Source organism: Bacillus paranthracis, from assembly GCF_001883995.1.
Taxonomy (GTDB): domain Bacteria; phylum Bacillota; class Bacilli; order Bacillales; family Bacillaceae_G; genus Bacillus_A; species Bacillus_A paranthracis.
On the sequence record NZ_MACE01000056.1, the window covers coordinates 56,745 to 83,624 of the forward strand.

30 protein-coding genes are annotated in these 26,880 nt (G+C 35.0%); 25 read left to right on the forward strand and 5 right to left on the reverse strand.

The genetic code is table 11. From position 1 onward, the window contains the following. Positions 1-507 precede the first annotated feature (507 nt). The 6 genes from BAQ46_RS22265 (at position 508) to BAQ46_RS22290 (ending at position 4,548) form a co-directional block, all read left to right on the forward strand. Positions 508-1,488, forward strand: coding sequence for an HNH endonuclease (locus BAQ46_RS22265; protein WP_084638367.1), 981 nt, complete (start codon positions 508-510; stop codon positions 1,486-1,488). A gap of 33 nt (positions 1,489-1,521) precedes the next feature. Further along, positions 1,522-1,905, forward strand: a complete 384-nt coding sequence (locus BAQ46_RS22270; RefSeq protein WP_071742810.1) for a (deoxy)nucleoside triphosphate pyrophosphohydrolase — start codon at positions 1,522-1,524, stop codon at positions 1,903-1,905. Between the two features lie 90 nt (positions 1,906-1,995). Continuing rightward, positions 1,996-2,277 carry a hypothetical protein gene (locus tag BAQ46_RS22275; RefSeq protein WP_000358992.1) on the forward strand — a complete coding sequence of 94 codons (282 nt, stop codon included), beginning with the start codon at positions 1,996-1,998 and terminating at the stop codon, positions 2,275-2,277. Positions 2,278-2,882: 605 nt separating this feature from the next. Beyond that, positions 2,883-3,206 carry a PadR family transcriptional regulator gene (locus BAQ46_RS22280; protein ID WP_001102620.1) on the forward strand — a complete coding sequence of 108 codons (324 nt, stop codon included), beginning with the start codon at positions 2,883-2,885 and terminating at the stop codon, positions 3,204-3,206. Further along, entirely contained in the window at positions 3,199-3,741 is a 543-nt protein-coding gene (locus tag BAQ46_RS22285) for a DUF1700 domain-containing protein (RefSeq protein WP_000032399.1), read from the forward strand. The genes BAQ46_RS22280 and BAQ46_RS22285 overlap by 8 nt, the downstream gene beginning before the upstream one ends. Next, positions 3,742-4,548 (forward strand): DUF4097 family beta strand repeat-containing protein, encoded by an 807-nt coding sequence (locus tag BAQ46_RS22290; RefSeq protein WP_000976123.1) that lies wholly within the window; start codon positions 3,742-3,744, stop codon positions 4,546-4,548. Between the two features lie 86 nt (positions 4,549-4,634). On the opposite strand, the gene lexA is transcribed toward BAQ46_RS22290, so the two are convergent. Next, the gene (gene lexA, locus BAQ46_RS22295; protein WP_000413738.1) at positions 4,635-5,255 is read right to left on the reverse strand and encodes a transcriptional repressor LexA; all 621 of its coding nucleotides are present in this window, start codon (positions 5,253-5,255) and stop codon (positions 4,635-4,637) included. Between the two features lie 141 nt (positions 5,256-5,396). On the opposite strand from lexA, the gene BAQ46_RS22300 reads away from it, so the two are divergent. Further along, positions 5,397-6,053, forward strand: coding sequence for a YneB family resolvase-like protein (locus tag BAQ46_RS22300; RefSeq protein ID WP_000991471.1), 657 nt, complete (start codon positions 5,397-5,399; stop codon positions 6,051-6,053). 45 nt (positions 6,054-6,098) lie between these two features. Beyond that, on the forward strand, positions 6,099-6,338 hold the full coding sequence (locus tag BAQ46_RS22305; RefSeq protein WP_000948565.1) for a DUF896 domain-containing protein: 240 nt from the start codon (positions 6,099-6,101) through the stop codon (positions 6,336-6,338). Between the two features lie 28 nt (positions 6,339-6,366). Here the strand turns inward: BAQ46_RS22305 and BAQ46_RS22310 are convergent, their stop codons facing one another. Further along, positions 6,367-7,950 carry a bifunctional metallophosphatase/5'-nucleotidase gene (locus BAQ46_RS22310; RefSeq protein ID WP_001075245.1) on the reverse strand — a complete coding sequence of 528 codons (1,584 nt, stop codon included), beginning with the start codon at positions 7,948-7,950 and terminating at the stop codon, positions 6,367-6,369. A 185-nt stretch (positions 7,951-8,135) separates the two neighbouring features. Here BAQ46_RS22310 and BAQ46_RS22315 point away from each other — a divergent pair, with 185 nt between their 5' ends. From BAQ46_RS22315 to BAQ46_RS22375, 12 genes are all read left to right on the forward strand, one after another. Next, positions 8,136-9,074, forward strand: a complete 939-nt coding sequence (locus tag BAQ46_RS22315; RefSeq protein WP_000915052.1) for a phosphate/phosphite/phosphonate ABC transporter substrate-binding protein — start codon at positions 8,136-8,138, stop codon at positions 9,072-9,074. Positions 9,075-9,157: 83 nt separating this feature from the next. Then, positions 9,158-9,931 (forward strand): phosphonate ABC transporter ATP-binding protein, encoded by a 774-nt coding sequence (gene phnC / locus BAQ46_RS22320; protein ID WP_000569254.1) that lies wholly within the window; start codon positions 9,158-9,160, stop codon positions 9,929-9,931. Continuing rightward, on the forward strand, positions 9,928-10,722 hold the full coding sequence (gene phnE, locus BAQ46_RS22325) for a phosphonate ABC transporter, permease protein PhnE (RefSeq protein ID WP_061131638.1): 795 nt from the start codon (positions 9,928-9,930) through the stop codon (positions 10,720-10,722). The genes phnC and phnE (BAQ46_RS22325) overlap by 4 nt, the downstream gene beginning before the upstream one ends. Continuing rightward, on the forward strand, positions 10,722-11,525 hold the full coding sequence (phnE, locus tag BAQ46_RS22330; protein WP_000047890.1) for a phosphonate ABC transporter, permease protein PhnE: 804 nt from the start codon (positions 10,722-10,724) through the stop codon (positions 11,523-11,525). Before phnE (BAQ46_RS22325) ends, phnE (BAQ46_RS22330) begins: the two co-directional genes overlap by 1 nt. Positions 11,526-12,030: 505 nt before the next feature. Beyond that, the gene (gene tkt / locus BAQ46_RS22340) at positions 12,031-14,031 is read left to right on the forward strand and encodes a transketolase (RefSeq protein WP_000019770.1); all 2,001 of its coding nucleotides are present in this window, start codon (positions 12,031-12,033) and stop codon (positions 14,029-14,031) included. 156 nt (positions 14,032-14,187) lie between these two features. Beyond that, complete coding sequence (gene sirA / locus BAQ46_RS22345; protein WP_061131639.1) at positions 14,188-14,628, forward strand: sporulation inhibitor of replication protein SirA; 441 nt, start codon at positions 14,188-14,190, stop codon at positions 14,626-14,628. Positions 14,629-14,705: 77 nt separating this feature from the next. Beyond that, positions 14,706-14,927, forward strand: a complete 222-nt coding sequence (locus BAQ46_RS22350; protein WP_001123317.1) for a YneF family protein — start codon at positions 14,706-14,708, stop codon at positions 14,925-14,927. Between the two features lie 123 nt (positions 14,928-15,050). Next, positions 15,051-16,802 carry an ABC transporter transmembrane domain-containing protein gene (locus BAQ46_RS22355; protein WP_061131640.1) on the forward strand — a complete coding sequence of 584 codons (1,752 nt, stop codon included), beginning with the start codon at positions 15,051-15,053 and terminating at the stop codon, positions 16,800-16,802. Next, positions 16,802-18,565: an ABC transporter ATP-binding protein gene (locus BAQ46_RS22360; RefSeq protein WP_000818391.1), complete on the forward strand. Its 1,764-nt coding sequence runs from the start codon at positions 16,802-16,804 to the stop codon at positions 18,563-18,565. The genes BAQ46_RS22355 and BAQ46_RS22360 overlap by 1 nt, the downstream gene beginning before the upstream one ends. 118 nt (positions 18,566-18,683) lie before the next feature. Further along, entirely contained in the window at positions 18,684-19,703 is a 1,020-nt protein-coding gene (locus BAQ46_RS22365) for a nuclease-related domain-containing protein (RefSeq protein WP_000386802.1), read from the forward strand. 250 nt (positions 19,704-19,953) lie between these two features. Continuing rightward, on the forward strand, positions 19,954-20,100 hold the full coding sequence (locus tag BAQ46_RS22370; protein ID WP_000644411.1) for a BC1881 family protein: 147 nt from the start codon (positions 19,954-19,956) through the stop codon (positions 20,098-20,100). A 98-nt stretch (positions 20,101-20,198) separates the two neighbouring features. Further along, complete coding sequence (locus BAQ46_RS22375) at positions 20,199-20,954, forward strand: sulfite exporter TauE/SafE family protein (RefSeq protein WP_000974648.1); 756 nt, start codon at positions 20,199-20,201, stop codon at positions 20,952-20,954. Between the two features lie 315 nt (positions 20,955-21,269). On the opposite strand, the gene BAQ46_RS22380 is transcribed toward BAQ46_RS22375, so the two are convergent. Next, entirely contained in the window at positions 21,270-21,470 is a 201-nt protein-coding gene (locus BAQ46_RS22380) for a DUF3903 domain-containing protein (RefSeq protein WP_000576449.1), read from the reverse strand. Between the two features lie 141 nt (positions 21,471-21,611). On the opposite strand from BAQ46_RS22380, the gene BAQ46_RS22385 reads away from it, so the two are divergent. Beyond that, positions 21,612-22,025 (forward strand): NUDIX hydrolase, encoded by a 414-nt coding sequence (locus tag BAQ46_RS22385; RefSeq protein WP_061131642.1) that lies wholly within the window; start codon positions 21,612-21,614, stop codon positions 22,023-22,025. A 12-nt stretch (positions 22,026-22,037) separates the two neighbouring features. On the opposite strand, the gene BAQ46_RS22390 is transcribed toward BAQ46_RS22385, so the two are convergent. Further along, complete coding sequence (locus BAQ46_RS22390; RefSeq protein ID WP_000578958.1) at positions 22,038-22,715, reverse strand: LrgB family protein; 678 nt, start codon at positions 22,713-22,715, stop codon at positions 22,038-22,040. Further along, complete coding sequence (locus tag BAQ46_RS22395; RefSeq protein ID WP_000872364.1) at positions 22,712-23,077, reverse strand: CidA/LrgA family holin-like protein; 366 nt, start codon at positions 23,075-23,077, stop codon at positions 22,712-22,714. Before BAQ46_RS22395 ends, BAQ46_RS22390 begins: the two co-directional genes overlap by 4 nt. A 152-nt stretch (positions 23,078-23,229) precedes the next feature. Between BAQ46_RS22395 and alsR the strand changes: the two genes are divergently transcribed. The 4 genes from alsR (at position 23,230) to BAQ46_RS22415 (ending at position 26,873) form a co-directional block, all read left to right on the forward strand. Beyond that, a complete protein-coding gene (alsR, locus tag BAQ46_RS22400) occupies positions 23,230-24,135 on the forward strand; it encodes an acetoin biosynthesis transcriptional regulator AlsR (protein WP_000423223.1) in 906 nt (301 codons plus the stop codon). A gap of 223 nt (positions 24,136-24,358) precedes the next feature. Further along, positions 24,359-24,934 carry an FtsX-like permease family protein gene (locus BAQ46_RS22405; RefSeq protein WP_000050620.1) on the forward strand — a complete coding sequence of 192 codons (576 nt, stop codon included), beginning with the start codon at positions 24,359-24,361 and terminating at the stop codon, positions 24,932-24,934. 90 nt (positions 24,935-25,024) lie between these two features. Beyond that, on the forward strand, positions 25,025-25,936 hold the full coding sequence (locus tag BAQ46_RS22410; RefSeq protein ID WP_000180642.1) for an ABC transporter ATP-binding protein: 912 nt from the start codon (positions 25,025-25,027) through the stop codon (positions 25,934-25,936). Next, the gene (locus tag BAQ46_RS22415; protein WP_071742812.1) at positions 25,929-26,873 is read left to right on the forward strand and encodes an ABC transporter permease; all 945 of its coding nucleotides are present in this window, start codon (positions 25,929-25,931) and stop codon (positions 26,871-26,873) included. Before BAQ46_RS22410 ends, BAQ46_RS22415 begins: the two co-directional genes overlap by 8 nt. Positions 26,874-26,880 lie beyond the last annotated feature (7 nt).

The window sequence follows — 26,880 nt, forward strand, 5'->3', positions numbered from 1 at the left end:
CATTTTAATCTCTAGTTTAATACTCTGTGAAATACGTACCACTTATAATTGAAATTTACATGGAATACATCGAAAGTCATTTATTATCTTTATACGTAGAAAACCCTGCTAATAATTAATCAGCAGGGTTTTCTTTTTGTATTTTTGGTATTATACCAAATGAAAAAGATAAAAACTGTTCGTTTCTCTCCCGATAATTCCATAATATAGGCTTAGAAAACTTAATATATCAGGGTTTCTAAGCCCTGTTTTTTCTTGCTAGGTTAATAATATAGAAATAATCTTTGTTAGACTTTTAAGGTGTTTTTTATGTGCAATATAAGGGGAAAGGGGCTATCTATTTAATCAAAATAAAAGAGCAAAAGATAGTGCCAGCTCTTTATTTATAAGGAAGATTCGGAATGTTTATTCCTTATAGGTTTTGAGTAGGAATATCTTTGATGAATTATGTGTTAAGATACGGTAATAAATCAAATAAATAATAAAGCGGGTTGAGGATTGTTGAAAATGAAAATAAGAGTAACACAGAAACAAATTATGGAACATTTTAATTTAGATAAAAATACATTGAGTGTTATGGAAAAAGAAGGATTACCGTTTTATAAAATTAGCACTCGTGATAAAGAATACGATATAGAACAAGTAGCAGAGTGGTTGAAAAGTATTAGAAAAGACATTGATTCAATGGTAATAGGTGAAATGTATACTAATAGTGAAATCGCTAAAAATTTCAAATGTGGAAACATGGGCGGAATGAGACGGTCTAAAAAAACAAATACATTAGTGCTATTTTCTGACCATACAAAAGGTATTTATGATGATCGTTGGGATAATGGTACATTATTGTACACCGGAATGGGACAAGAAGGGCATCAAATACTAGATGGAAACCAAAACAAAACATTGTACGAATCCAATGAAAATGGAGTAGATGTATATTTGTTTGAAGCATTTCAACCTGGTGAACATATTTTTAGGGGGCAAGTTACTCTTGTGAGGAAACCTTATCAAGAGACCCAAGAAGATACGAAAGGCCAAAAGAGAAGGGTATGGATTTTTCCGATAGGTTTATTAACAGATGAGGAAGTATTCCTAAGAAAACAGGAGAAAGAACAGAAAGAAGCAAGAAGATTAGATTACCAGGAATTGAAGGAGAGGGCTAAGAAAGCTACATCTAGAAGTAATAAAAGAAATATAAAAACTGAAACGTATGAGCGAAATGAATTTGTAGCAGAGTTTTCAAAAAGACGAGCAAATGGTGTATGTGAGTTATGTGAACAAAAAGCCCCATTTGAAGATAAGAATGGAAATCCTTATCTTGAATCCCATCATGTAGAATGGTTATCTGAAGGGGGAGAAGACACCATCTATAACACAGTAGGAGTGTGCCCAAACTGTCATAGCTGTTTACATATTCTAAATGACAAAAATGATGTTATGAAGTTAAAAGAAAAGTTAAGAAAGTATAAGATGGAAGATAATGATTAAATTACAATAATTCGCATAAGGAAGCGATTAAAAATGAAGAAAAAAATATCAGTTGTTGGTGCGGTTATATTAAATAATGATAATCACGTACTTTGCGCATTACGTTCTCCGAAGATGTCACTTCCAAATTATTGGGAGTTTCCAGGTGGTAAGATAAATAAAGGGGAGCATCCGCGAGATGCTTTAGTACGTGAGATTAAAGAAGAATTAGATTGCTTCATTGCTGTAGAGGAGCAATTAAAAGCAGTTGAACATGAATATGAGAATATAATTGTTCATTTAGTTACTTATAAAGCGCGTATAAAGTCAGGGATACCTAAGGCCCTTGAACATTCAGAATTGAGGTGGGTTAGCATCGATCATTTAAAGGAATTGAATTGGGCACCGGCTGACATTCCGACAGTAGAGGTATTGTAGTTATAAATATAAGGCACGGAAAAATAGGTGCATCGTGTTTTTAAGATGTAGTAGGCAGGGGAATTTGAAAATAAAAAGGGGTTTTTAATAATGGATAAAAAGACAATTGAAAATGGACGATTCAAAGCTACATATCATAATGAAAAGACGGCTTACTTGGATGGTGTAAAGATCTTTCGTCATAGAGACGGTATTGCATTCGAATTTAATGGACAATTAACTTCGATCAATGATAGGGGCAAAAATTCCGTTCGGGGTGCGAATGACCTTTACAATAAATTGAATGCTATACTTCTTGAACTTGGAGTTGAGGAAGGGGAATATGAAAAGAAGAAAAAGGTCGTGACTGACAAAGAAGAAATAAATGAGTAACCGTTTGTTTTTGTGGGTGAATCAAAATAATTTATAATTCACCCACGAACCCACCCACAATTCACCCACAAAATTAAAAAAAGTGATGAATCACTATGAAACATCACTTTTATAAAACCTTGATAAATCAACGTTTTTGGCGCGATTTAAAACTTGATGAATTCAGAGGATATATTCCGTACGCAAGTTCACCAATGGGAACGCGATCAATATATGTCTCTTTACTAAGAGGTGAGGAGCCCTGATACTACGGTATCAGGGCTTTTTTATTTGTTGGCAATATAGGTGTTAGTTGAAATGAATTGAATAGATGTCTGAAAAAATTATGACGGTATTTAAATTTCTATTCCATAACTTTAATGTAACGTGGTGAAATTCGAATTGTTTTGTGTTCCAAAAGGGTGGATAAGTAAAAGTAACATGCGTAATATCTATGGATATAAAAAATTGAATGATATGTTGTGTTCGGTATTGGATATGTTTCATACTAAAGTTCGAGTGTTTAAAAATATAGTACCTTGCAATAAACAATACTAAGTGGTATATTATGGATAAGGAAGGTACTGTGTATTGAACAGTACTGAAATGAGAAAGGGGGATTGTCCTTGAACGTTCAGTTTAAAAAAGGTGTGTTAGAACTATGTGTACTGGCACTTGTGAAACGTAAGGATTGTTACGGCTATGAACTTGTTCAGCAAATCTCAAATAAATTTTTAATATCGGAAGGGTCAGTATATCCTTTATTACGCCGTTTAACGAAGGAAGGATATTTTCAAACGTATTTAAAAGAATCTACGGAAGGACCACCTCGCAAATATTATCAACTAACTGAGCAAGGGGAAACGCAACTGAATTTGTTAGTAACAGAGTGGCGTGATTTTGCGAAAGGTGTACAAGAAATTATTGAAGGGGTGGAATGGGATGAGTAAAGAACAGTTTCTTAAGGAATTATCAAGTCATCTTAGAAAGTTACCGGACGAAGAGAGGAAAGATATTTTATTTGATTATGAAGAGCATTTTCAGTTTGGGATAGAAGAGGGGAAAACTGAATCGGAAATAATAAAGGGTCTTGGCTCTCCGAAAGTAATTGCAAAAGAATTACTTGCGATGTATCGATTTGATGAAATGAAAAAAGATCCGTCAACTTCAAATGTGACAAGAGCTGTCATGGCAGCGATTGGACTTAGTTTGTTTAATTTCATTATTGTATTAGGCCCGTTAGTTGCAATTATCGCTTTTATATTCTCTTTTTGGGTCGGTGGGATTGTTAGTGTAGTGACACCATTTTTCGTTATTGGAAAAGTATTTATGGGCACATTTATATGGTTAGATGTATTCGTAAGTATAACATTTGTTGGGATAGGTTTGTTGTTATGTATTATCGCTTATTATAGTACGAAGTGGTTTAAAAGGTTATGTGTACGTTATGTCATATGGAACTTCAAAATGATAAAAGGGGAGTAGATGATGAAAAAAATATTGTTAGTAGCGATCGCTTGTATCATTATTGGAGTAATAGGAATTTCACAAACATATGAAAAAGCAGTGCAAACTGCAGAAAAAGGAAACAAAGAAGATATAATTAAAAACGAAACACTAAAAAATATAGAAGTTAAGTTAGATGTCGGGGATATTGTTGTCCAAAAATCTCCTGACGCTTCTTTTTATGTAAAGCAATTAGGAGATGCGCGTAAACAAGAGATTCATATTACTGAAGATGGTGACACATTAAAAATCATTGGGGAAAGAGAAAAAGGTGCTTCATTTGATTTTTCTTTTTACGATTTTAGGTTTCAAACGTCTACATTGACTCTCCTTGTGCCTGAACGCTCTTACCAAGATGTAAAAGTAAATTCATCTGCGGGACAAATTGAAATAAGTGATGTGAAAAGTGACCGTGTAAGTGCTAGAACACTTACTGGAGAAGTGGATTTGAAACATGTAACGGCTAAGAATGTGGAGGGATCTACAAAAGCTGGTGAAGTAAACTTTAAAAAAGTAATAGGGAAAGTGACTGCAAAAACGACCAGTGGGGAAATAAATATTCTAGATCATGATTCTAAGTACAATCTAGAAGCAAGTTCAACTGCGGGAGATGTAAATATTACTTTATCGGAAAAACCAAAAGATGCGGTAATTACTGGGCAAAGTGCTGCCGGGGATGTAACAATTTTTAATGAAGAAAATAAAGACGTAACGATTGGTAATGGGAGTAAAAAGATTAGCGGTAAAACAGCTGCGGGCGATGTGACGATTGAAACGCGTTCGTAAGAAATAGAATGTGTGAAAATCTATCAAAATACAAAAAAGAAGATAATTACCTTATATAAATAAGGTAATTATCTTCTTTTTTATTCTTAATGTAAATCACGATATACGCCAATTACTTTACCGATAACTGACACTTGCTTTAAAATAATAGGTTCTAATGAAGAGTTTTCCGGTTGTAGACGGAAATGGTCTTTTTCTTTATAGAAACGTTTAACAGTTGCTTCATTATCTTCTGTTAAAGCGACTACAATTTCACCATTATATGCAGACTGTTGTTGGCGAACAACAACTAAATCTCCATCGAAAATACCAGCTTCAATCATACTATCTCCAGAAATACGTAACATAAACACTTGATCTGCTCCTGCGACAATGCTAGCTGGAAGAGGGAAGTGTTCCTCAACGCTTTCGACTGCTGTAATTGGTAATCCAGCAGTAACTTTCCCGACAATTGGAACTTGAATAACAGATTGTGTTTCTGTATCCATTCGGTCTTCACCTAAAATTTCAATTGCGCGTGGTTTTGTTGGATCGCGTCGAATGTATCCTTTTTCTTCTAATCTTGATAAATGTCCGTGCACTGTAGAACTAGAAGCGAGGCCGACTGCTTGGCCAATTTCACGTACGGAAGGTGGATATCCTTTTTCTTGTACTTTTAGCTTAATAAAGTCGAGAATGTCTTGCTGGCGTTTCGTTAACTTTTCCATGTTTTCTAACACCTCGTTTTCTTTCATTTTTCTTATTAATAAGTATAACATGTGAAAAAACATTCTACAAACATAAGTTCGAACAAAAGGCGAATTTATGTTACACTAAAGGGAAATTATAGTGAGAAAGAGGGGTTCATAATGAATGCAATTATTTATGCGCGTGTGAGTACAACAAAAGAAGCGCAAGAAACATCATTATTACGTCAAAAAGATGAATTATTGCATTTAGCGGAGCGCTATCAAATGAATGTTACTAAGGTGATTGAAGAGCAGGCTAGTGGCTATACAATTGAACGTGATGGCATATTAGAAGTGCTAGATACAATTCGAGACGAACAAATTGATGTGCTACTTATACAAGATGAAACGCGCCTTGGTAGGGGGAATGCAAAGATTGCGTTAATGCACTGTTTACATAAAGAAGGAATAAAAGTATATACGCATACACATAATGGTGAATTGCAATTGTCGGATTCTGATTCAATGGTATTAGATATTATTGGTATTGTTGAAGAGTATCAAAGAAAGATTCATAATTTAAAAATTAAACGTGGTATGCAACGAGCAGTAGAAAAAGGCTATCGTCCAGAAAATAATTTAAAGAATCGTCATTTAAGTGTAGGACGAGAGAAGAAAGAAGTGCCAATTGAGGAAATTGTACGTTTACGTAAGAGTGAACTTACTTTCGAAGAAATTGCAGCAACACTACGTGGCTTTGGTCATAATGTTTCAAAAGCGACGGTACATCGTAGATATGTAGAGTATACAAAGCAATTGCTTGATAAAGAAGAGTAACTATTGTATGATAATAATCAGTTTTGAGTAGAAGGGGGATTCGAGATGCTTAGTCACGAACTCGTTGAACGCATTAACTTCTTAGCGAAAAAAGCAAAAGCTGAAGGTTTAACTGAAGAAGAACAACGTGAGCGTCAATCGCTACGTGAACAATATTTAAAAGGATTTCGTCAAAATATGTTAAACGAACTAAAAGGAATTAAAGTCGTTAACGAACAAGGTACTGATGTTACACCGGCGAAATTAAAAGCTTTAAAAAAGCAAGATAATGCAAAATTAAACTAAAAGATGGGCGAAGCCCATCTTTTTTTATTTATTTAATAACTTTCCAGTTGTTATTAACTGTTGCTTCTATCTTTTTATGCTTCAATATATAGTTAGCGATAAGTTCAGACATATCTGTTGGTATATCTTTTATTACGGGCTTATTTTGAAACATAAAGAAGTTCCCTCCGCCGCTCGCGCGATAATTATTCATAACGACATCATATTCTTCACTCATATTAAGAGGAGTGCCTTTATGCTGTAAAGATTCTACTCTGTCGCCAATTGGTTTGGAAATGTTTAATACGTACGAAATTCCTTCCCACATATCGTAATTATAGTGTTGCGGTTTTGGTTCTATGTAGCTAGGGTTTACGATGATGGTTCCATCTTCTTTTAATGTGAAATAAGAAGCAGAGAGTTCGAGAGCATCTTTTATATCAGCTCCAGTTATTCTAATTACTTTTAATGTATTTGGATAAATATAATTAGAAACGATGTCACGCATTGTTACATATGTCGGGAAACCTGGAGATGTATTATGGAATAAGCTTGTACAAGAAATAGAAACATTAGCCATATCCATCTGTATTTTATTTATGAATTCAATAAAAGGATGGTCTTGCAAACGAGTTTGCATAGCATCTGAAATTTGCATGTCACCGTGGATGGTTCCAATAGGTTGATCAAGCCATTTTTGTGTTTTCTCTTCATAATCAGTTACCAAGTAAAGAACATCTGGATCTGCCTCGATTTCTTGCACAGTCAATAGTTCGGAATAACTCTCTTTTTTTACCCACTCTTGTTTCATTTTTTCAAATGTTACAGTTACTTTTCCAACTGAATGTCCGTTACATCCAGTCTGTAAAATTGTTACATCATTACCCACTGTTTGAGCCATTTCTCGGTGCTGATGGCCTGTTAATAAAATATCTATGCCCTCAATTTCATGACACATAGCATACCCTTGGTTTTCGCCTGTTAAAACTTCAGTCGGTTCTCCAGTTTGTAAATCGCGTTCAAATCCCCCATGATACGCTACGACTAGTAAATCTGGTTTCTCATGTTCGTGAATGTAAGAAACCCAATTTTTTGTTGTTTCTAACGCATCTTCAAATTGCAAGTCTTTAATGTGATGGGGTTGTTCCCAATTTGGAATATAATGCGTTGTCACCCCTAAAATAGCAATTTTTATATTTGCTTCAATATGTTTTATTATATATGGTTTCCCGAAATAAGGTTTTTTACTGCTTTTGTCTAAAATATTTGCTGATAAATATGGGGAGTTTGCAGTAGAAATAGCATTGTTTAATACATCCATTCCATAATTAAATTCATGATTCCCAATCACTGCAGCGTCATAACGTAAATAGTTTGCTATTAATGACATTGGGTTTTTCTTATCTTTTTCATATGTAGCGTAATGGTAAGTAAATGGTGTTCCTTGTATGAAGTCACCGTTATCAATTAAAAGAACGTTTTTATTTTGGGACCGTTCTTTTTTTATAAGAGTAGAAATCTTAGCTAAACCAATTTCTGCTGGAGAGTTATCTTGGTAGTGAATTGGATAAACAGTACCATGTATATCACTTGTTAATAGGATGTTTAAAGTTACAATTTGATTTTGATTCAATATCATTCACCTTTTCTATTATTATCTACTGATTAAGCATATCAAATATATGGAGAGAATTTTAATGTGAGTGTATAGAATGTGTAAAGATTCTGTAAATAATCAATTATTTGTAAAAATGTGTGATATATTTCTTCATGTTTATGAAAGGTTATTTTATAACAATGAAAAATGGAGGCATTAACATGTTGAAAAAAGTTTTTGCAATGAGCACAACAGTTGTATTAGCAGCGGGTTTGTTAAGTGGCTGTGGAACGAAGGAATCAAGCGCAAGTAAAAATGAAGATACGAAAAAAGGGTATGTACCGAAGACTTTAAATGTTCAATTTGTTCCTTCTCAAAATGCAGATACGTTAGAGGCGAAGGCAAAACCACTTGAGAAGCTATTAAGTGATAAGTTAAATATTCCAGTAAAAGTTAGTATTTCAACGAATTATAATACAATTGTAGAAGCGATGGCATCTAAGCAAGTAGATGTGGGATTTTTACCCCCAACAGCGTATGTGTTAGCACATGAGAAAAAGGCAGCAAACGTAATTTTACAAGCGCAACGTTTTGGCGTAGATGATGAAACGGGAGCTCCTACAAAGGACTTAGTAGACTTTTATAAATCTGAGTTTGTTGTTAAGAAAGATTCAAATATTAATAGTGTAAAAGATTTAAAAGGTAAAAAAATTGGCTATCAAGATGTAACGTCATCAGCGGGATATGTGTGGCCTGCGGCTGTACTATTAAAAGAGGGCGTTGATCCGTTAAAAGATGTGAAACCTGTTACATTAAAAGGTCACGATCAGTCGCTTATTGCTCTTTTAAATGGTGACGTAGATGCAGCTGTTGTATTCCAAGATGCTCGTAATATTGTAAAAAAAGATTATCCGAATATATTCGATCAAACGAAAATAGTGAAATTTACGGAGAAAATTCCAAACGATACGATTTCGGTACGTTCTGATTTAGATGAAGAGTGGAGCAAGAAATTACAGGATGCTTTCATTGAAATTGGAAAGAATGAGGAAGGTCACAAAATCATTAAAGAAGTATATTCACATGAAGGATATGTTAAATCTGATGATAGTAAATTTGATATCGTTCGTGAATATGGAAAGAAAGTAAAAACGCAATAATACATATGGAAATGGCAACTAGCTGGAAAGGTATGTTTTCAGTTAGTTTGCCGTTTTGAATACATAGAAGGTAGGTAAGATGTGTGATAGAGTTTCGAAATGTTTCCAAAGTGTATCCAAATGGTACAAAAGGATTGAATAATATAAACTTGAAAATTCAAAAAGGTGAGTTTGTTGTAATGGTAGGGCTTTCCGGAGCTGGAAAGTCTACACTTCTAAGATCGGTAAATCGTCTTCATGAGATTACAGAAGGAGAAATCATGATTGAAGGTGAGTCTATTACGGCTGCGAAAGGAAAAGGATTACGCCGCATGCGCCGGGATATTGGTATGATTTTTCAAAGTTTTAACCTTGTAAAGCGATCAACAGTATTAAAGAACGTATTAGCTGGCCGTGTTGGGTATCATTCGACGTTGCGTACAACGTTAGGTCTATTTCCGAAAGAAGATTTGGAGCTTGCTTTTCAATCGTTAAAAAGAGTAAATATTTTAGAAAAAGCATATGCGCGTGCTGATGAATTATCAGGAGGACAACAGCAACGTGTATCGATTGCTAGAGCGTTGGCGCAAGAAGCAAAAATCATATTAGCAGATGAACCTGTTGCATCGTTAGATCCGCTAACAACAAAGCAAGTATTAGATGATTTGAAGAAAATTAATGAAGATTTTGGAATTACAACAATTGTAAACTTACATTCTATTGATTTAGCTAGGCAATATGCGACGCGCATTATTGGATTACATGCAGGAGAAATTGTTTTTGATGGTTTAGTAGAAGAGGCAACGGATGAAAAGTTTGCTGAAATTTATGGTGACGTAGTACAGAAAAGTGAATTGTTAGAGGTGGCAGTTAAATGAATGACGTGACGATATATTCGAAATCGATACCGAAGCCACCGAGTAAGTTGAAACATATGTTAACGGCTGTTCTAGTCATTTTACTGTTGTGGGGAAGTAGTGTACAGGTCGATGCATCATTGTCAAAACTAGTAGCTGGTTTTCCTAATATGATGGATTTGTTAAAAGAGATGGTGCCGCCAGATTGGAGTTATTTTCAAGTTATTACAACAGCAATGTTAGATACAATACGTATGGCGATTATTGGGACGACTTTAGGTGCGATTTTAGCTATTCCGCTGGCACTATTTGCGGCAAGTAATGTATTTACTAGTACATTTTTATACAGTCCAGCTCGATTGATTTTAAATTTTATCCGAACGATACCAGATTTATTATTAGCGGCAATTTTCGTGGCGATTTTTGGAATCGGGCCACTTCCAGGTATTCTGGCTCTTACTTTTTTCTCGATTGGGCTCGTGGCGAAATTGTTGTATGAGTCAATTGAATCAATTGATCCAGGTCCTTTAGAGGCGATGACAGCAGTAGGAGCAAATAAAGTGCAATGGATTGTTTATGGAGTAATTCCGCAAGTGAAAGCGCATTTTGTCTCTTATGTTCTGTATACATTTGAGGTGAACGTACGTGCAGCAGCTGTTTTAGGTTTAGTAGGAGCAGGTGGTATTGGATTATACTATGATCGTACACTTGGATTTTTACAATATCAGCAAACTGCATCTATTATTATCTATACCCTTGTTGTTGTATTGTTAATTGATTATGTAAGTACATTGTTGCGGGAGAAATTATAATGAGTAAAACGACGATAATCGTACCAAAACCGAAGAAACCGAGTGTGTATCGCTTGTTTATTTTTATAGCACTTACATTTGTTTACGTATGGGCTTTTTCAGGAGTACCGCTAGAAGGAATTAAGGATACGGCAGGAGAAATTACAAAAGCAATTATGACAGGTGTATTGAATCCAGATTGGGCGTATGTATCTTTGCCAGATGGTGAAGATTTATTACATGGTTTAATTGATACGTTGGCAATTGCGATATTGGGTACATTTATTTCTGCCTTTTTATCTGTTCCATTTGCTTTTTGGGCGGCGACGAATATGAGCAGTGGAAAACTAACTTCAGGAACTGGGAAATTTGTACTTAGTTTTGTTCGTACATTTCCTGAATTAGTTATGGCCCTTTTATTTATAAAGGCTGTTGGACCAGGCTCTTTTGCCGGCGTTCTAGCTTTAGGATTACACTCTATTGGAATGTTAGGGAAATTATATTCAGAAGGAATTGAAAATATAGATAAGGGGCCGACAGAGGCGTTAATAGCTACAGGTGCAAACCGGTTCCAAATACTTTGGTATGCAGTATTGCCACAAGTATTACCAGATTTTCTATCGTATACATTATACAGGTTCGAAATTAATGTGCGATCCGCTGCCATTTTAGGTGTTATTGGAGCAGGTGGTATTGGTACGCCCCTAATTTTTGCGCTGAGTTCCCGTAATTGGTCTCGCGTGGGAATTATTTTATTGGGCATCATTTTAATGGTCATTATCATTGATTTTATTTCAAGTTCGATTCGGAAACGGATTGTTTAACTGATTTGAAAAGCATCGAATTTAGATGCTTTTTTGTATTTTTAACCCATTATCCGAAAGAAATCTCCTTCCTGGGGCGTGTGAAAGACGATAGTCTAGCGGTAGGTGGGAGATGAATTTCGGTTTGGCGTAGCCAAACATTTGGTTTTCCTATTTATTTGACCCCTGATATAATCAGTCTTATAAGAGGTAAAGTTTGGTATAACAATGAAAGTAGATAATAATCATGTTAAGTGGGGGTAGTTCGCAAGTGGGTTAAAAAGTTAGTATTGAAGAATTTTGTATATCTGTATAAATATACAGATAATTCCCTTTCTTTTCAAAATAAAAATATTGAAAAAGTATGTCATATTGAATGCCCATACATTCCCGGAATCATTGATTTTTTTATAAAAAATCAAAAAAACATCAACATATTTGTCGATACATGTTGTATAATCTTGCGTGGGAAGCTATCATATAAATGTATAAAACGTTTACTAATATAAGCGAAGGGAAGAATAGCATGTCACATTCAATCGAACAACTTTCTATCAACACGATTCGCACATTATCCATCGATGCGATTGAAAAAGCAAACTCTGGTCACCCAGGAATGCCAATGGGTGCAGCACCAATGGCTTATACATTATGGACTCAATTTATGAAACACAATCCAAATAACCCAACGTGGTTTAACCGTGATCGTTTCGTATTATCTGCAGGTCATGGTTCAATGTTATTATACAGCCTACTTCACCTATCTGGTTATGATGTAACAATGGATGACTTAAAGAACTTCCGTCAATGGGGAAGCAAAACTCCAGGACATCCTGAGTACGGTCATACAGCTGGTGTAGATGCAACGACTGGTCCACTTGGACAAGGTATTGCAACTGCTGTAGGTATGGCAATGGCAGAAAGGCATTTAGCTGCTAAATATAACCGTGATGCGTATAATGTAGTAGATCATTATACATACGCTATTTGTGGTGATGGAGATTTAATGGAAGGCGTTTCTGCTGAAGCATCTTCATTAGCTGCTCATTTACAATTAGGTCGTCTTGTTGTGCTTTACGATTCAAACGATATTTCATTAGATGGCGATTTAAATCGTTCATTCTCTGAAAGTGTAGAAGATCGTTACAAAGCATACGGATGGCAAGTAATCCGTGTTGAGGATGGAAACGATATTGAAGCTATCGCGAAAGCAATCGAAGAAGCGAAAGCTGACGAAAAACGCCCAACGCTAATTGAAGTAAGAACGACAATTGGTTTCGGTTCTCCAAACAAATCAGGAAAATCAGCTTCACATGGTTCTCCACTTGGTGTAGAAGAAACAAAGTTAACGAAAGAAGCATACGCTTGGACTGCTGAGCAAGACTTCCATGTAGCAGAAGAAGTATATGACAACTTCCGTAAAACAGTACAAGATGTTGGTGAAACTGCGCAAGCTGAGTGGAACACGATGCTAGGTGAATATGCACAAGCATACCCAGAATTAGCAAACGAACTGCAAGCGGCAATGAATGGTCTTCTTCCAGAAGGTTGGGAGCAAAACTTACCAACTTATGAATTAGGATCAAAAGCAGCAACTCGTAATTCTTCAGGTGCTGTAATTAATGCAATTGCAGAGTCTGTGCCATCATTCTTCGGTGGGTCTGCTGACCTTGCTGGTTCTAACAAAACATACATGAATAACGAAAAAGACTTTACAAGAGATGATTACAGCGGTAAAAACATCTGGTACGGTGTACGTGAGTTCGCAATGGGTGCAGCAATGAACGGTATTGCACTACATGGTGGTTTAAAAACTTACGGTGGTACGTTCTTCGTATTCTCTGACTACTTACGTCCAGCAATTCGTCTTGCAGCATTAATGCAATTGCCGGTAACATATGTGTTCACACATGACAGTATCGCTGTTGGTGAAGATGGTCCAACACATGAACCAATCGAGCAATTAGCAGCGCTACGTGCGATGCCAAATGTATCTGTTATCCGTCCAGCTGATGGTAACGAATCTGTTGCAGCTTGGAGACTAGCTCTTGAATCTACAAACAAACCAACTGCTTTAGTATTAACTCGTCAAGATCTTCCAACATTAGAAGGTGCAAAAGACGATACGTATGAAAAAGTAGCAAAAGGTGCATATGTAGTTTCTGCAAGCAAGAAAGAAACAGCTGATGTAATCTTACTTGCAACTGGATCAGAAGTAAGTCTAGCTGTTGAAGCTCAAAAAGCATTAGCAGTAGACGGTGTTGACGCATCTGTTGTCAGCATGCCATCTATGGATCGCTTTGAAGCTCAAACTGCTGAGTACAAAGAATCTGTATTACCAAAAGCAGTAACAAAACGTTTCGCAATCGAAATGGGTGCTACATTCGGATGGCACCGTTACGTAGGTCTTGAAGGAGATGTGTTAGGTATCGATACATTCGGTGCTTCTGCTCCTGGTGAGAAGATTATGGAAGAGTATGGATTTACTGTAGAGAACGTTGTTCGTAAAGTAAAAGAAATGCTTTAATGATTTTAGAAAAATCTCTCCGGCATGGAGAGGTTTTTCTATGTAAATGAGTTTTTTCGACAGAAAAAGTTTTTTCTCTCTCCGCAGTCAGACAATCATTGCAAAATTTCTTCTATATAATGAAGAGAAAAGGTTGTCCAGATTGGGAGGCGAAAGATGAAAACGTATGAATTGTATTTAATTCAAGAGGATATTGCGAAATCTTACTTTGGTCGTGAATATTTGTTTTTTGATTTATTTGCTCGATTTTCAGAATCTGGGTCCCTTTCGGAGAAAAAAGTGTTATATAAACAAATGATGTATATAACGATGCCATTACAAGTAATGAAAATTCATCATAAATTAGAACAAGCTTTGCGCGTTCTTGGTAAATATGATCGAACACATCATACACATACACTTTATACAGGGGCGGAATATGGCGAAATAATGGTGAAACCACACTATATTCGCATGAATACCTCTGGAAATGTTTCTATGGAAACGACTTTCTTTGAGGTGCTTCGGAAGTGTGAATTAACATTTTTAGCTATGGATTATGAAAATACAAAGTACGGATGGCTGAATCCTCTAAAACAAGTACGAACATATGTGTAAAAATGTCGAATTGTATCTTGTCTTATTGAAAAGGTTTTAGTACACTGTAAGGTAGACAACATGAAGGAGGAAAATATATGCCAATTTGGTTAGGTATTCTAGTGGGCGTAGTAGCACTAGTAGCAGGCGTGGCGTTAGGATTTTTCATTGCCCGCAAATACATGATGAATTACTTACAAAAAAATCCACCAATTAACGAACAAATGTTAAAAATGATGATGATGCAAATGGGACAAAAACCTTCCCAAAAGAAAATCAATCAAATGATGAGCGCGATGAATAAGCAACAAATGAAATAAGCGCTAAAAGACACTCGCTAAGAGTGTCTTTTCTTTTTGATATGGACAGAGTTTAAAACTTTTAAAAATTCTGTATTTTTGGTAAACTGAAAACATCGCTCATTTTAAGAGAGGGGGAAAAATATGAAAGTGTTTATGAATTTAGCGTGGTTTTTTAAACAAGAAAAACGAGCGTACATAACCGGAATTATTTTATTATTTGGCGTTGCACTTTTAGAACTTGTAGCACCAAAAGTGATTGGGATTGTTGTAGATGAAATTAATGAGGGAACATTAACGACTGATAAGTTACTAAAATGGGTTGTACTCTTAGTACTCGTAGGTATTACGATGTACATATTACGTTACGTGTGGCGTATTATGATTTTCGGATCTTCATTAAAATTAGCTCGCCAATTACGGAAAAATTTGTATGAACATTTTACAAAGATGAGTCCATCTTTCTATCAGTCAAATCGCACAGGTGATTTAATGGCGCACGCGACCAACGATATTCAAGCAATTCAGCAAACTGCTGGGGCGGGTGTTTTAACACTTGTTGATTCATTGGCTGTTGGAGGATGTGTACTCGTAGCAATGGGTTTTACAATTAGTTGGAAGTTAACATTGTTAAGCTTAATTCCAATGCCGATTGTAGCAATATCGACAAATTATTACGGCACTTTATTACATAAAAGGTTTCATAAAGCACAGCAATCGTTTTCGGAAATCAATGATAAAGTGCAAGAGAGTATGAGTGGGATGAAGGTAATTCGATCGCTTGGACAAGAAAAAGAAGATTTGCAAGCGTTCCGAAAAAAATCAGAAGATGTCGTACATAAAAATATGTTAGTTGCACGTATTGATTCGTTATTTGATCCAACAATCGCTCTTATCGTAGGATTTTCATTTTTAATCGCAGTATGTTACGGGTCAGTATTAGTTGTGAGAGGTGAATTAACAGTAGGTGATCTCGTTACATTTACGACGTATTTAGGTACCCTCGTTTGGCCGATGTTAGCGTTTGGATGGCTGTTTAATATTATGGAGCGTGGGCGTGCTTCGTATGACCGTGTAGAAAAAATTCTCTCACAAAAATCAGATGTAGTAAATAGAGAAAATGCTGTGCATACAGTAGCGAGCGGTGATGTTTCATTTGCGGTCGATTCGTTTTCGTATAAGAAAAATGAACTGTTACATTTAACAGATATTCATTTTGATTTGAAGAAAGGGGAAACGTTAGGGATTGTAGGACGTACAGGTGCAGGGAAAACGACTTTATTAAAATGTTTAATCCGTGAGTATGATCATTTTAATGGTGAATTAAAAGTTGGAGAGCGGGATATTCGCGATGTAACACTTTACGGTGTCCGTTCTGCTATTTCATATGTGCCGCAAGATCATTTTTTATTTTCAGCGAGTATTGGGGAGAATATTGCCTTTGGAAAGGCGGATGCTACATATAATGAAATTACCCGTGCTGCAGAGATTGCTTGTATTCACAATGACATCCTTCAATTTTCAGAAGGATATGAAACAGTAGTTGGGGAAAGAGGCGTTTCTTTATCTGGAGGTCAAAAACAGAGAATTTCTATTGCGCGTGCTTTATTAACGGATGCTGAAATATTAATTTTAGATGATTGTTTATCAGCGGTAGATGCAAAAACAGAAGAAACGATTTTAAATGCTTTAAAGAGGGAGAGAGCAGGGAAAACGACAATTATTACTGCCCATCGTTTAAGTGCAATTCAGCATGCCAATCTTATTCTTGTTGTGGATGAAGGTAAAATTGTACAACGAGGTACACATGAACAACTAATGAAAGAACATGGTTGGTATAAAGAAATGTATGAGAGCCAGCAGTTAGAAGCATTAGTCGAGAAAGGAGGCGTATGATGGCTGAGAAAAAACAGAGCGATTTAAGAAGATTACTGTCTTATATGAGGCCATATAAAGGACTGTTAGCATTAGCATTTTTATTTCTAGTTGGTGCAACTGTAACAGAAATGATGGGTCCTTTTTTAATTAAACAATTCCTTGATGAACACTTAGTACCACGTAACTTTGATCAATCAGCACTTGTTACTCTATTTGTAGTGTATATTGTTGCTCACTTATTAAAAGTATTATTTACTTATTTAGACTTGTTATATTTTCAAAATATCGCTTTTAAAATTGTTCAAGATATGCGTGTTGAAGTATATGAGCATGTTCAAAAGTTGTCATTAAGTTTCTTTGATCGTACGCCGATTGGTACGCTTGTATCGCGCATAACGAATGATACAGAAGCAATTAAAGACTTTTATGTCAGTGTATTATCAACATTTGTTAAAAATATCGTATTTTTAGTAGGGATTTTAGTAGCGATGTTTTTATTAAATGTAAAATTAGCGCTATTTTCTCTCGTATTAATTCCGATCATGTTTGCGATTATGGTATTATATCGCCGGAAAAGTGCAGCTTTTTATTTAGAAGTCCGTAATCAATTAAGTGTGTTAAATGCAAAGTTAAACGAGTCCATTCAAGGGATGAATATTGTTCAAGTGTTCAGACAAGAAAAGCGCATGAGAAAAGAATTTGAAGAAGTGAATAATAAACATTATAGTGCAGGGCGACGTACATTAAAGTTAGATGCATTGCTTTTACGTCCAGCAACTGATTTAGTTCATATTGTAGCTATTGCGTTAGTACTTGGTTTATTTGGAATTGATGCTTTGAAGAGTCCTGTTGAAGTAGGCGTTTTATATGCGTTTGTTAACTATATCCATCGTTTCTTCCAGCCTGTAAATGAGATGATGATGAAATTATCATTTTTCCAACAGGCACTGGTTTCATCATCACGTGTATTTCATTTAATGGATGAGAAAGATTTAGCGCCAGTTCAAAAAGGGGATGGAAATCCTCAAGTTATTAATGGAGATATTGAATTTAAAAATGTTACTTTTTCGTACGATGGAAAACGTGATGTTTTAAAAAATGTATCTTTTCACGTGAAACAAGGGCAAACGGTTGCTTTCGTTGGGCACACTGGTAGCGGAAAGAGTACCATTATGAATTTATTACTGAGATTCTATAATATTAAGTCCGGAAATATTGTAATAGATGGTGTAGAGTTAGAGAAATTTGAAGAACAAGAAATTAGAAAGAAAATAGGACTTGTATTGCAAGATGCATTTTTATTTGCGGGAAATGTAAAGCAAAATATTCGTATGTATAATGAAGAAATTACGGATGAAGAAGTAAAAGAAGCGGCACAATTTGTGCAAGCGAATACGTTTATTGAAAAATTACCAGAGCAGTATGAAACGGAAGTAGTAGAAAGAGGAGCTGCATTTTCTAGTGGTCAACGACAATTAATTGCTTTCGCTAGAACGATAGCAACGAATCCGAAAGTGTTAGTATTAGATGAAGCAACAGCAAATATTGATACAGAAACTGAAGATGCAATCCAAACAGCGTTACAGCAAATGCGAAAAGGACGGACTACGATAGCGATTGCACACAGATTATCTACCATACAAGATGCAGATCAAATTTTTGTTATGCACGATGGAGAGATAGTAGAGAGAGGGACACATCAAGAATTACTGAGTGAACAAGGATTGTATTATAATATGTACTTACTACAAAATAAAGGAAGTTTACAAAAGGCCTTGTAGAATTACAAGGTCTTTTGACTGCGTGTGAAATTTTTACAAAAAATATAGGAATTACATAGTATAATGTAGTAGAAATGTGAATGGAAAAAAGCAGGAAATGAAATAAAGGAGAAGAATTATGGATTACGTGTTAATAGGTGTAATTTTATTATTATTAGCTGCAGTATTCGTGCTGTTTTATAAAAATAAACAGCTAGAATCAGAGAGTCAGCAAGCGGAATTTGAAAAAAAACAAGCAATTGAAACGTACGAAAATGAAATTGCAGCTACGGTTACAGAACATAAAGAGCAGCAAAATACATTAAAAAATATGGAACAGAAAAAATACAATGATTTACAAATAAGTGCAGCGAGAGAACTTGAAAATATGCGTATGATGAAAAATCAATTAGCTGTGCAACATAGTAAAGAACGCAGTGAAATGCAAGAAAAACATAGTAACGAAATACATATGTTTCAAAAGTTAATTGCAGATTTGCGAGAGTATACGAAAAATGGAGCCGAAGTGAGTACACACGAAACATTACAATATATGAAGCGTGGCTTCGTAGAGCAAGGCATAATACTAGATAATGAATTTCATATAATGCCGAATGTTTTTATGAGGAATCAGCATGGAAGAAATGATTTTCGAATTCATCATCTTGTTTTAAGTAAAACGGGTATGTATGTACTTGAAACGAAAGAATGGACAGGGAAATTAATTCATGGCTTAACGAAAGAAAATGCTAGTACATATTCATTTATGATTGATGAAATTGGCAAGTATCAACAAGAGATAGAGAAAGAAGAGACGTTTGAATATATTACAGGTGAAGATTCATTAACGATACAAGTGAAAAATGAAGGGAACCCAGTATATAGAGCGAAGAAACTATCTCATATTCTATACAATTGTTTGAAAGAAATGCAAGTTGATATTGTAAAGGAAAACATAAATCCGATTGTATATTTTTATAATGAGAATGGGAAAGAAGTGCTAGATCTTTCTGAAGAAAAAACGCCGAGATTAAAAGATAGAGAGCAAATTGTATCGTTCTTCAGAAATGAATTCTTAACGGGGAAAGTAATATATACAGGTCAAGAGTTGGAAAAACTTCGAGAAACCATTAATCGAATGAATTATATAATGAATTAAAAAGAGGTGGGCTTTCTGAGTGTTATATTAAGGGGTATTTTGTATGTTTATTAATAGAATGTTAAAAGTAATAGAAAGTAAATAATGAAAAAGCATTCGCGATTGCGAGTGCTTTTTTTATTTTTCAATACGTTATGGAAGGGAGAGAAGGGTTTTGAAGGGAATAAGGAATGAAAGCGGAGGTGATGCATATATATAGATGCGTTAAGTTGTTTTTTGCATATTGTATAAATGAAAAGGAGGTAAGACGGTGAAAGCTATACCGACTGATGTCCTGAGTAAAGAATTGATGGAAAGAGAAGGCGTTATATCTATTACAGTAAAGGAATTTGAAAAAATCGAAGTAGCTGGAGTAGTAGTCGCTGGTCCCGCGGTTATTTTGATTAATCAAGATTAAGTACATAGTATTGAAATAAAAAGTATCCTAGATGGATGCTTTTTATTTGTGTAGAAGAAAGAATATGGTGGATAATTGCCTTACTGGAGGGAGAGTATGTGGCAATTATTATAACGATGTTAGTAATGGGGATTTTATTAGGGTTTGTTGGAGCTGGGGGAGCCGGGTTTATTATCGCGATACTCACTTTAGTATTCCATATTCCTATTCACGTTGCACTTGCAACGTCTTTAACTGCTATGGCATTTACGACATTATCTGGGGTTATAAGTCATTATCGTGAAGGAAATGTAGTACTTACTATAGGCGGGATTGTTGGGGGATGTGGAGCGCTTGGTTCTTATATCGGTTCAAAAATTGGTTCACTTATACCAGGACATCTTCTTCATTGGTTTACAGCTGGGATGCTATTTTTATCTGCAATTTTTATGTTTATTAAATTAATTAAGTTTCAAAATAGGGAAGAGTTACTTTTAGCAGAGATTAAAGATTTTTCGAAAGAGAACATAATGAAATGTATATGTCTTGGATTAGTCACTGGAATGATGGCTGGTTCATTTGGGATTGGTTCTGCACCATTTATTCAACTTGGATTAATGGTTCTATTAGGATTGACGATTCAGCAATCTGTAGGAACAACAATGCTTGTTATATTGCCCATTGCGATTGGGGGTGGGTTAGGGTATAGTTCAGAAGGGTATCTAGATTATATATTATTATTGCAAGTATTAATTGGGACGATGCTAGGAGCTTATATCGGTGCGAAGTTTACAAATTATGCACCACGTATGCTTTTGAAGTTTTCAATGATTATGACACCAGTTTTCGCTGGATGTATGTTATTAATGGGATAAAAATAATATAGCAAACTAATATGTTTTACGAATGAATTATGTAAGTAATTCATATTTCCCATATAAAAGGATTTGCTTTAATATAATGAGTGTAAAGTTCGAGTATTCGAAGTACTACTTGAATTATATCCCTATCCCTTTTCTAAAAATGCGAACAAGTTTTGCCCTATTCTATTCAATATTTAATTGTATAGAAATATATTGTTCGATGACCATTATGGAACGTACATAATGGGAAAATCCCGATCCTTAAAGAGGATGCCCCTAATCTTCATGTGAAAATATGATCGGATATGAAAGCTGACCAATTTATGGTCAGCTTTCTTTTTGTTCAAAAACTATTTCTTCTTTAATTTCAGTTTGTAATAATAAAGCTTTTCCGAAACGACGTTTACATTCTGCACGCACTTTTTCAATGGCTAGTAGCTGAGTAGTAGCAGGAACTGTGACGATAGCTTGGCGAGGTTTTCGATTTTCTTCACAAAAGACACATTCCACAACATATTTAAAAATCATGCTTTCATCCTTCCGTTTTTAATTTCTAAGAAGGAACTGCCTATGAAGTTGATGTAAAATTTCGTCATTGTTTTCCTTTTTTCCTCTTTTTTCAAGGAGAAAATACAAAAGGAGACGAATAGTAGTAGGGGAGGGGTGTATATGGAAAGATGGATAGGTTGCGCAGCAGTATGTGTAAATGAAAGAAATGAAGTTTTAATGGTATTACAAGGACAAAAGGATGAAGAAAAAAGGTGGTCCGTCCCAAGTGGAGGACTTGAAAAAGGAGAAACATTAGAGGAATGTTGTATCCGAGAGGTTTGGGAAGAAACAGGCTACAATGTGGAAGTTGTAAGTAAAATATACGAAAAAGAAGCGATTACATATGGGGTTCCTGTATACGTTCATTATTATGTCGTAAAAAGAATAAGCGGTAGTATGAAAATCCAAGATCCTGATGAGTTAATACATGAAATTGCTTGGAAGAGGATAGACGAAATGAAGGAATTAACGTTATCTTTCCCGGAGGATTATGAGATTTTAAACAAATACATAAATAAAAAAGCAAGTGTGTAAACACTTGCTTTTTCAATGTATCCACGATAAGAAAAGCGGAACGATAACTAAACTAGCTCCTGCAGTTAAAAGCATAGATAAACTTGCAATCGTTCCTTCTACAGGACCGATTTCGAATGCTTTTGATGTACCAGTTCCATTTGCGCTCGTTCCTAACATAATACCTTTTGCAATTGCTGTTTTAATACGGCATATACGAATGAGAGAAGGTCCGAGCAATGCTCCTGTTAACGCAGTTAAAACAACAAATACTGCTGTTAATTGTGACATACCACCAATCATTTCTGAAATGGCCATTGCAATTGGCGTCGTTACAATATGAGGTGCTAAACTATGCTCTAACGATGAATCAATTTGAAAATAATTTGCTAGTAGTGCTGAAGTAATAACTGATAGAAACGAACCGACAATGACATTAAGTAAAATAGCCATTCCATGTTTCTTAAGTAAATCAAAGTATTTATAGATTGGCCATGCAAAAGCAACTGTTGCAGGTTTTAATAATTCTGTTAACCAGTGGCCTCCAGTTTCATACGTTTCATAAGATGTGTCTAGTCCGAGTAATAACGCGATTAAAATAATAGGACAGACGAGAAGAGGAGAAAGTAAGCTCCAATTCCAGCGTTGATACATTTTTTTCGATATCCAATATGTGAATAGTGTTAATAGTAAACAAAGAAAGCCGATCATTGCACGGATCCTTTCCGCTTTAGTAGCAATTCTGTTAAGAGTCCTGTAACGAGAGTGACACAAAGTGTACTAATCATAATAATTAAGATGAGATCGATTCCATATTGTGATAGTGTATCTTTGTAGCGTATGACAGCGACTGCAGAAGGAATGAAAAATAAAATAAGTTCTTTTAATAAAAAGTCTGCACCGTCTTGTATCCACTCTTTTTTCACTAGGTTAAATTTTAACGAGATTAATAATAAAAAAATACCGATAATACTTCCTGGAACTGGGAGGTGTGCCTGTTTTGCAATCCATTCACCTGTCCAAGCGAAACAAAATAATAGTAAAATTTGTCCGCTTAATTTCCACCATTTCATACAGTAAACACCTCTTTCTTTTTTTACATAAAAATTGTAAAAAAGAATTAACAATTTCTACTATACGTTCATTCAAAAAATTTGTCTAATATATAAATTATATGTTATTAATATATTAGACGTATTAATTGAAATGGAAAAGGGTGTCCAAAATGGAATTACGGCATTTGCAATATTTTGTTGTAGTGGCAGAGGAGTTACACTTTGGACGAGCAGCTGCTCGTTTACAAATGACACAACCACCGCTTAGTCAACAAATTCAGCAATTAGAAAAAGAAATGGGAGTTATGTTATTTTCAAGAACGAAGAGAAAGGTTGAATTAACAGAAGCTGGAGAAATGTTTTTGAAAGAAGTAAAAAAAGCGTTTGAACAAATTGAAAAAGCTGTAGAAATTGCACAAAGTGCCCAAAGGGGAGAAGTGGGCTCACTTTCAATTGGTTTTGTAGGTGCGGCGATATATGATATTTTACCATCTATCGTAAGGGAGTATAGAAAGAAATTTCCGAGGGTGTCTGTTGCATTACATGAATTATCTACTCCAGATCAAGTGCATGCACTTCATGATAATCGTATTGATATTGGATTTTTGCGTCCACCAATCCCAACACAATTATTAGAATTAGAGCCAATTCAAAAACTATCTTGTACGTTATGTTTACCGAAGGCTCATCCACTTGCAGAGAAAGATGAAATACATATAGAAGATTTACGGGATGAACCGTTTGTATTTATTACGAGACCAGTATGGCCAGCGTTATATGATACAATTTTATCACTTTGCCGCGACGTCGGGTTTAGTCCGCGTATCGTACAAGAAGCGACGGAATATCAAACAGTTATGGGACTTGTAGCAGCGGGGATTGGAATTACAGTCATACCGGTATCGGCAAATAAATTATATAAAACAGAAGTTGTATATAAAGAGCTATATGATTCTAATTTTGTTGCAGAAATGTCAGTCGCGTACAAAAAAATGAATAGCAATCCAGAGCTTTTAGAGTTTTTAAAAATTGCAAGAGAGAAGAAAAGAATAGAAGTTGAGGATGAGATTAATTAAGTTGTTGAAAAATACACCTCGTTAAACACTAAAGCGGAAATGTAATTGCATTTCCGCTTTAGTGTTTTTTTAGTTCTATACGAAAGAGATAAACATGTTCATTTTTGTTTTCTAGGACTAAAGACTTAGAGAAAATTCCGATTGTAGTGCGATGTTTAAAATGTCATATTTTTATACACTAGTAGTATAGAATGCGTATGTAATAAGGTAGGGGAAGAATTTTATGTCTTTATGTCGGTTAGCGAGAAAAAATATAAGAACATTTGCTACCAAAAGGATGAAGCAATTTATGTGGATTGCTATGAGTATTATGATTTTGTTTTTTATGATATCGCTACAATTTAATGAAGTAGTTGCTGGGGAATTAGGGACTACATTTTTATTTCAAATGTGTTTTTACACGTTGTTTATCGTAGTCATTTTCATATGTACGTTTATTACATATAAAATGACTTATTCTCTTCTGCAAGCGAGGAAAGAAGAAATTAAATCTTATGTAGCAGAGAATAGGAAGAGAAATGATGTACTATGTTTATTATGTCAGGAGCAATTATTTATTTATGGAGCAGCGTTTGTTTTTGGATTAGTTAATGGGATGTTATTTTTAAAATTATTTACGATTATCTTTATGAAAATAACAGGAATACAAGGGATAAATAGTGCACCGATTACAATATATGCAATAGTAGTAGTGAGTATAATTATGATTGTTATTCTTCTATTATCGATGGTGCAATGTATTCGATTTGTTCAAAGTTTACAAGATGAAAATTCATTTCAGTTTAAAGAAAAGGCATGAGAAATCATGTCTTTTTCCATTTTACACATAAAAATAATCATGTTACAGTGTAAAGACCTGACAAAGAATGGGAAGGAAAGGTTGTATAGCATGACAAATGAACAATCGATTGTAAAGGTTGAGCGGTTAACGAAGCGAATCGGTTCAAAGACACTTGTAGAAAATATTAGTTTCGAAGTTAAAAAAGGTGAAGTAGTTGGTCTGCTTGGACCAAATGGTGCTGGAAAAACGACTTTAATGAGAATGATGGTCGGCATGATTCGTATGACAGAGGGCGAAGTTTGGATTGATGGTCAATCTGTAAAACAGCAATTTGAAAGTACTGCCTCGAAAATTGGAGCGGTAATTGAGACACCGGAATTTTATCCGTTTTTGAGTGGCTATGAGAATTTAACATATTTCGGACGCATGAATGGTAACGTTACAGAAGAACGTATCGATGAAGTAGTGAAACTGCTAGGTATGGGACAAGTCATTGATCGCAAAGTAAAAGCATATTCACTCGGCATGAGACAACGTTTAGGAATTGCCCAAGCGCTTATTCATGATCCAGATGTATTAATATTAGACGAACCAACGAATGGATTAGACCCTAGTGGAATACATGAAATGAGAATGTACATAAAGAAAATTGCACATGAACAAGGAAAAGCGGTACTGGTATCTAGTCACTTACTTTCGGAAGTTGAATTAATGTGTGATAGAGTTATCATTATTCAGCACGGAGAATATGTCGCGACGCAAAATATTCAGCATAATCAAAGTGAAGAGATGGAGACAATCCGTATACGCGTAGATGATGCGAATAAAGCGGCAGAAATGTTAGACCAAGATGTTTTAATAAAAGGTAATGATTTACTTATTCATGTAAAAGATGAAGAAATCCCAAATGTTATTCGTACATTGCTTGAGAAAAACATTCAAGTGTATCGTGTATATGAAGAAAGAAAAACGTTAGAAGAGCAATTTTTAGAATTAACAGGGGGAAAAGATATTGTTTAATTTAGTGTATAACGAATTGTATAAAATATTTAAGCGAAAGCGAACGATTATTCCATTTGCAGTTATTGCAGTATTAATAATCGGATTAGGATGGGTTACTGTAAAGTATTTGGAGCCGGAAACAAAAGGATGGAAAGCTGATTATACAGAACGAACTGTAGAAATTGAGAAAAAGCTAGGCATGGAAAAAGGAGCAATTTTAGCGGAACGATCTGGGGATGAGCTTGTAAAGGAATATCAGCTCAAGATGAAGCATTTAGACACAGATACAGCACCGGCAAGTAGTTCTCCACTTTCTTTCATGAGAGATACAGGCTTTATCGTATTTCCAATATTACTTCCGTTTATCCTCGTGTATGCAAGTACAATTTTTGCGAATGAATATAGCTGGGGAACATATAAATTTTTAACAATACGACCAGCGAGTCGCTTTAAAATTTTGACAGCTAAGTTTTTAGCAATTGTCATATTTGCAGCATTATTGTTTATATTTAATATGATTTTCTCCATTTTATGTGGACTGGTTATTTATAAATTCCAGCAGCCTGCATGGAGCGAGTTTATTTTCCAAGATGGAAATATTATAAAACAAAATATTTTTGTAGAAGCTAGTAAGTATTATATTTTATCGTGGTTGCCGACGATTGTGTACGTAGCGTTTGCGTTTATGATTTCTGTGCTAACAAGATCTAGCGGAGGCGCGATTGGTATTTCACTATTTCTTGCTTTATCAGGAAACATCGCATTACTAGCAGCAACTAGATATGATTGGGCGAAATATTTATTGCCAGCAAACACAGATTTATATAGTATTGCAAAGAATGGAAGCTTTATTGATGGAGTAACGTTCCCGTTTGCATCATGTATGTTATTACTGTATTTATTTGTATTTTTAATCATTTCCTATACAGTATTTTTAAAACGTGATTTAACTTAAAAAAAGG

Bases quoted from the DNA above. Each gene is read 5' to 3' on its own strand.
- BAQ46_RS22390 (WP_000578958.1), bottom strand. From the start codon at position 22,715: ATGATCGGCTTTCTTTGTTTACTATTAACACTATTCACATATTGGATA.
- BAQ46_RS22290 (WP_000976123.1), top strand. From the start codon at position 3,742: ATGATGAAAAAAATATTGTTAGTAGCGATCGCTTGTATCATTATTGGA.
- tkt (WP_000019770.1), top strand. From the start codon at position 12,031: ATGTCACATTCAATCGAACAACTTTCTATCAACACGATTCGCACATTA.
- BAQ46_RS22365 (WP_000386802.1), top strand. From the start codon at position 18,684: ATGGATTACGTGTTAATAGGTGTAATTTTATTATTATTAGCTGCAGTA.
- BAQ46_RS22405 (WP_000050620.1), top strand. From the start codon at position 24,359: ATGTCTTTATGTCGGTTAGCGAGAAAAAATATAAGAACATTTGCTACC.
- phnE (WP_061131638.1), top strand. From the start codon at position 9,928: ATGAATGACGTGACGATATATTCGAAATCGATACCGAAGCCACCGAGT.
- sirA (WP_061131639.1), top strand. From the start codon at position 14,188: ATGAAAACGTATGAATTGTATTTAATTCAAGAGGATATTGCGAAATCT.
- BAQ46_RS22275 (WP_000358992.1), top strand. From the start codon at position 1,996: ATGGATAAAAAGACAATTGAAAATGGACGATTCAAAGCTACATATCAT.
- BAQ46_RS22285 (WP_000032399.1), top strand. From the start codon at position 3,199: ATGAGTAAAGAACAGTTTCTTAAGGAATTATCAAGTCATCTTAGAAAG.
- phnE (WP_000047890.1), top strand. From the start codon at position 10,722: ATGAGTAAAACGACGATAATCGTACCAAAACCGAAGAAACCGAGTGTG.
- alsR (WP_000423223.1), top strand. From the start codon at position 23,230: ATGGAATTACGGCATTTGCAATATTTTGTTGTAGTGGCAGAGGAGTTA.
- BAQ46_RS22360 (WP_000818391.1), top strand. From the start codon at position 16,802: ATGGCTGAGAAAAAACAGAGCGATTTAAGAAGATTACTGTCTTATATG.
- BAQ46_RS22270 (WP_071742810.1), top strand. From the start codon at position 1,522: ATGAAGAAAAAAATATCAGTTGTTGGTGCGGTTATATTAAATAATGAT.
- BAQ46_RS22380 (WP_000576449.1), bottom strand. From the start codon at position 21,470: ATGATTTTTAAATATGTTGTGGAATGTGTCTTTTGTGAAGAAAATCGA.
- BAQ46_RS22265 (WP_084638367.1), top strand. From the start codon at position 508: ATGAAAATAAGAGTAACACAGAAACAAATTATGGAACATTTTAATTTA.
- BAQ46_RS22315 (WP_000915052.1), top strand. From the start codon at position 8,136: ATGTTGAAAAAAGTTTTTGCAATGAGCACAACAGTTGTATTAGCAGCG.
- BAQ46_RS22410 (WP_000180642.1), top strand. From the start codon at position 25,025: ATGACAAATGAACAATCGATTGTAAAGGTTGAGCGGTTAACGAAGCGA.
- lexA (WP_000413738.1), bottom strand. From the start codon at position 5,255: ATGGAAAAGTTAACGAAACGCCAGCAAGACATTCTCGACTTTATTAAG.
- BAQ46_RS22350 (WP_001123317.1), top strand. From the start codon at position 14,706: ATGCCAATTTGGTTAGGTATTCTAGTGGGCGTAGTAGCACTAGTAGCA.
- BAQ46_RS22385 (WP_061131642.1), top strand. From the start codon at position 21,612: ATGGAAAGATGGATAGGTTGCGCAGCAGTATGTGTAAATGAAAGAAAT.
- BAQ46_RS22355 (WP_061131640.1), top strand. From the start codon at position 15,051: ATGAAAGTGTTTATGAATTTAGCGTGGTTTTTTAAACAAGAAAAACGA.
- BAQ46_RS22305 (WP_000948565.1), top strand. From the start codon at position 6,099: ATGCTTAGTCACGAACTCGTTGAACGCATTAACTTCTTAGCGAAAAAA.
- BAQ46_RS22300 (WP_000991471.1), top strand. From the start codon at position 5,397: ATGAATGCAATTATTTATGCGCGTGTGAGTACAACAAAAGAAGCGCAA.
- BAQ46_RS22395 (WP_000872364.1), bottom strand. From the start codon at position 23,077: ATGAAATGGTGGAAATTAAGCGGACAAATTTTACTATTATTTTGTTTC.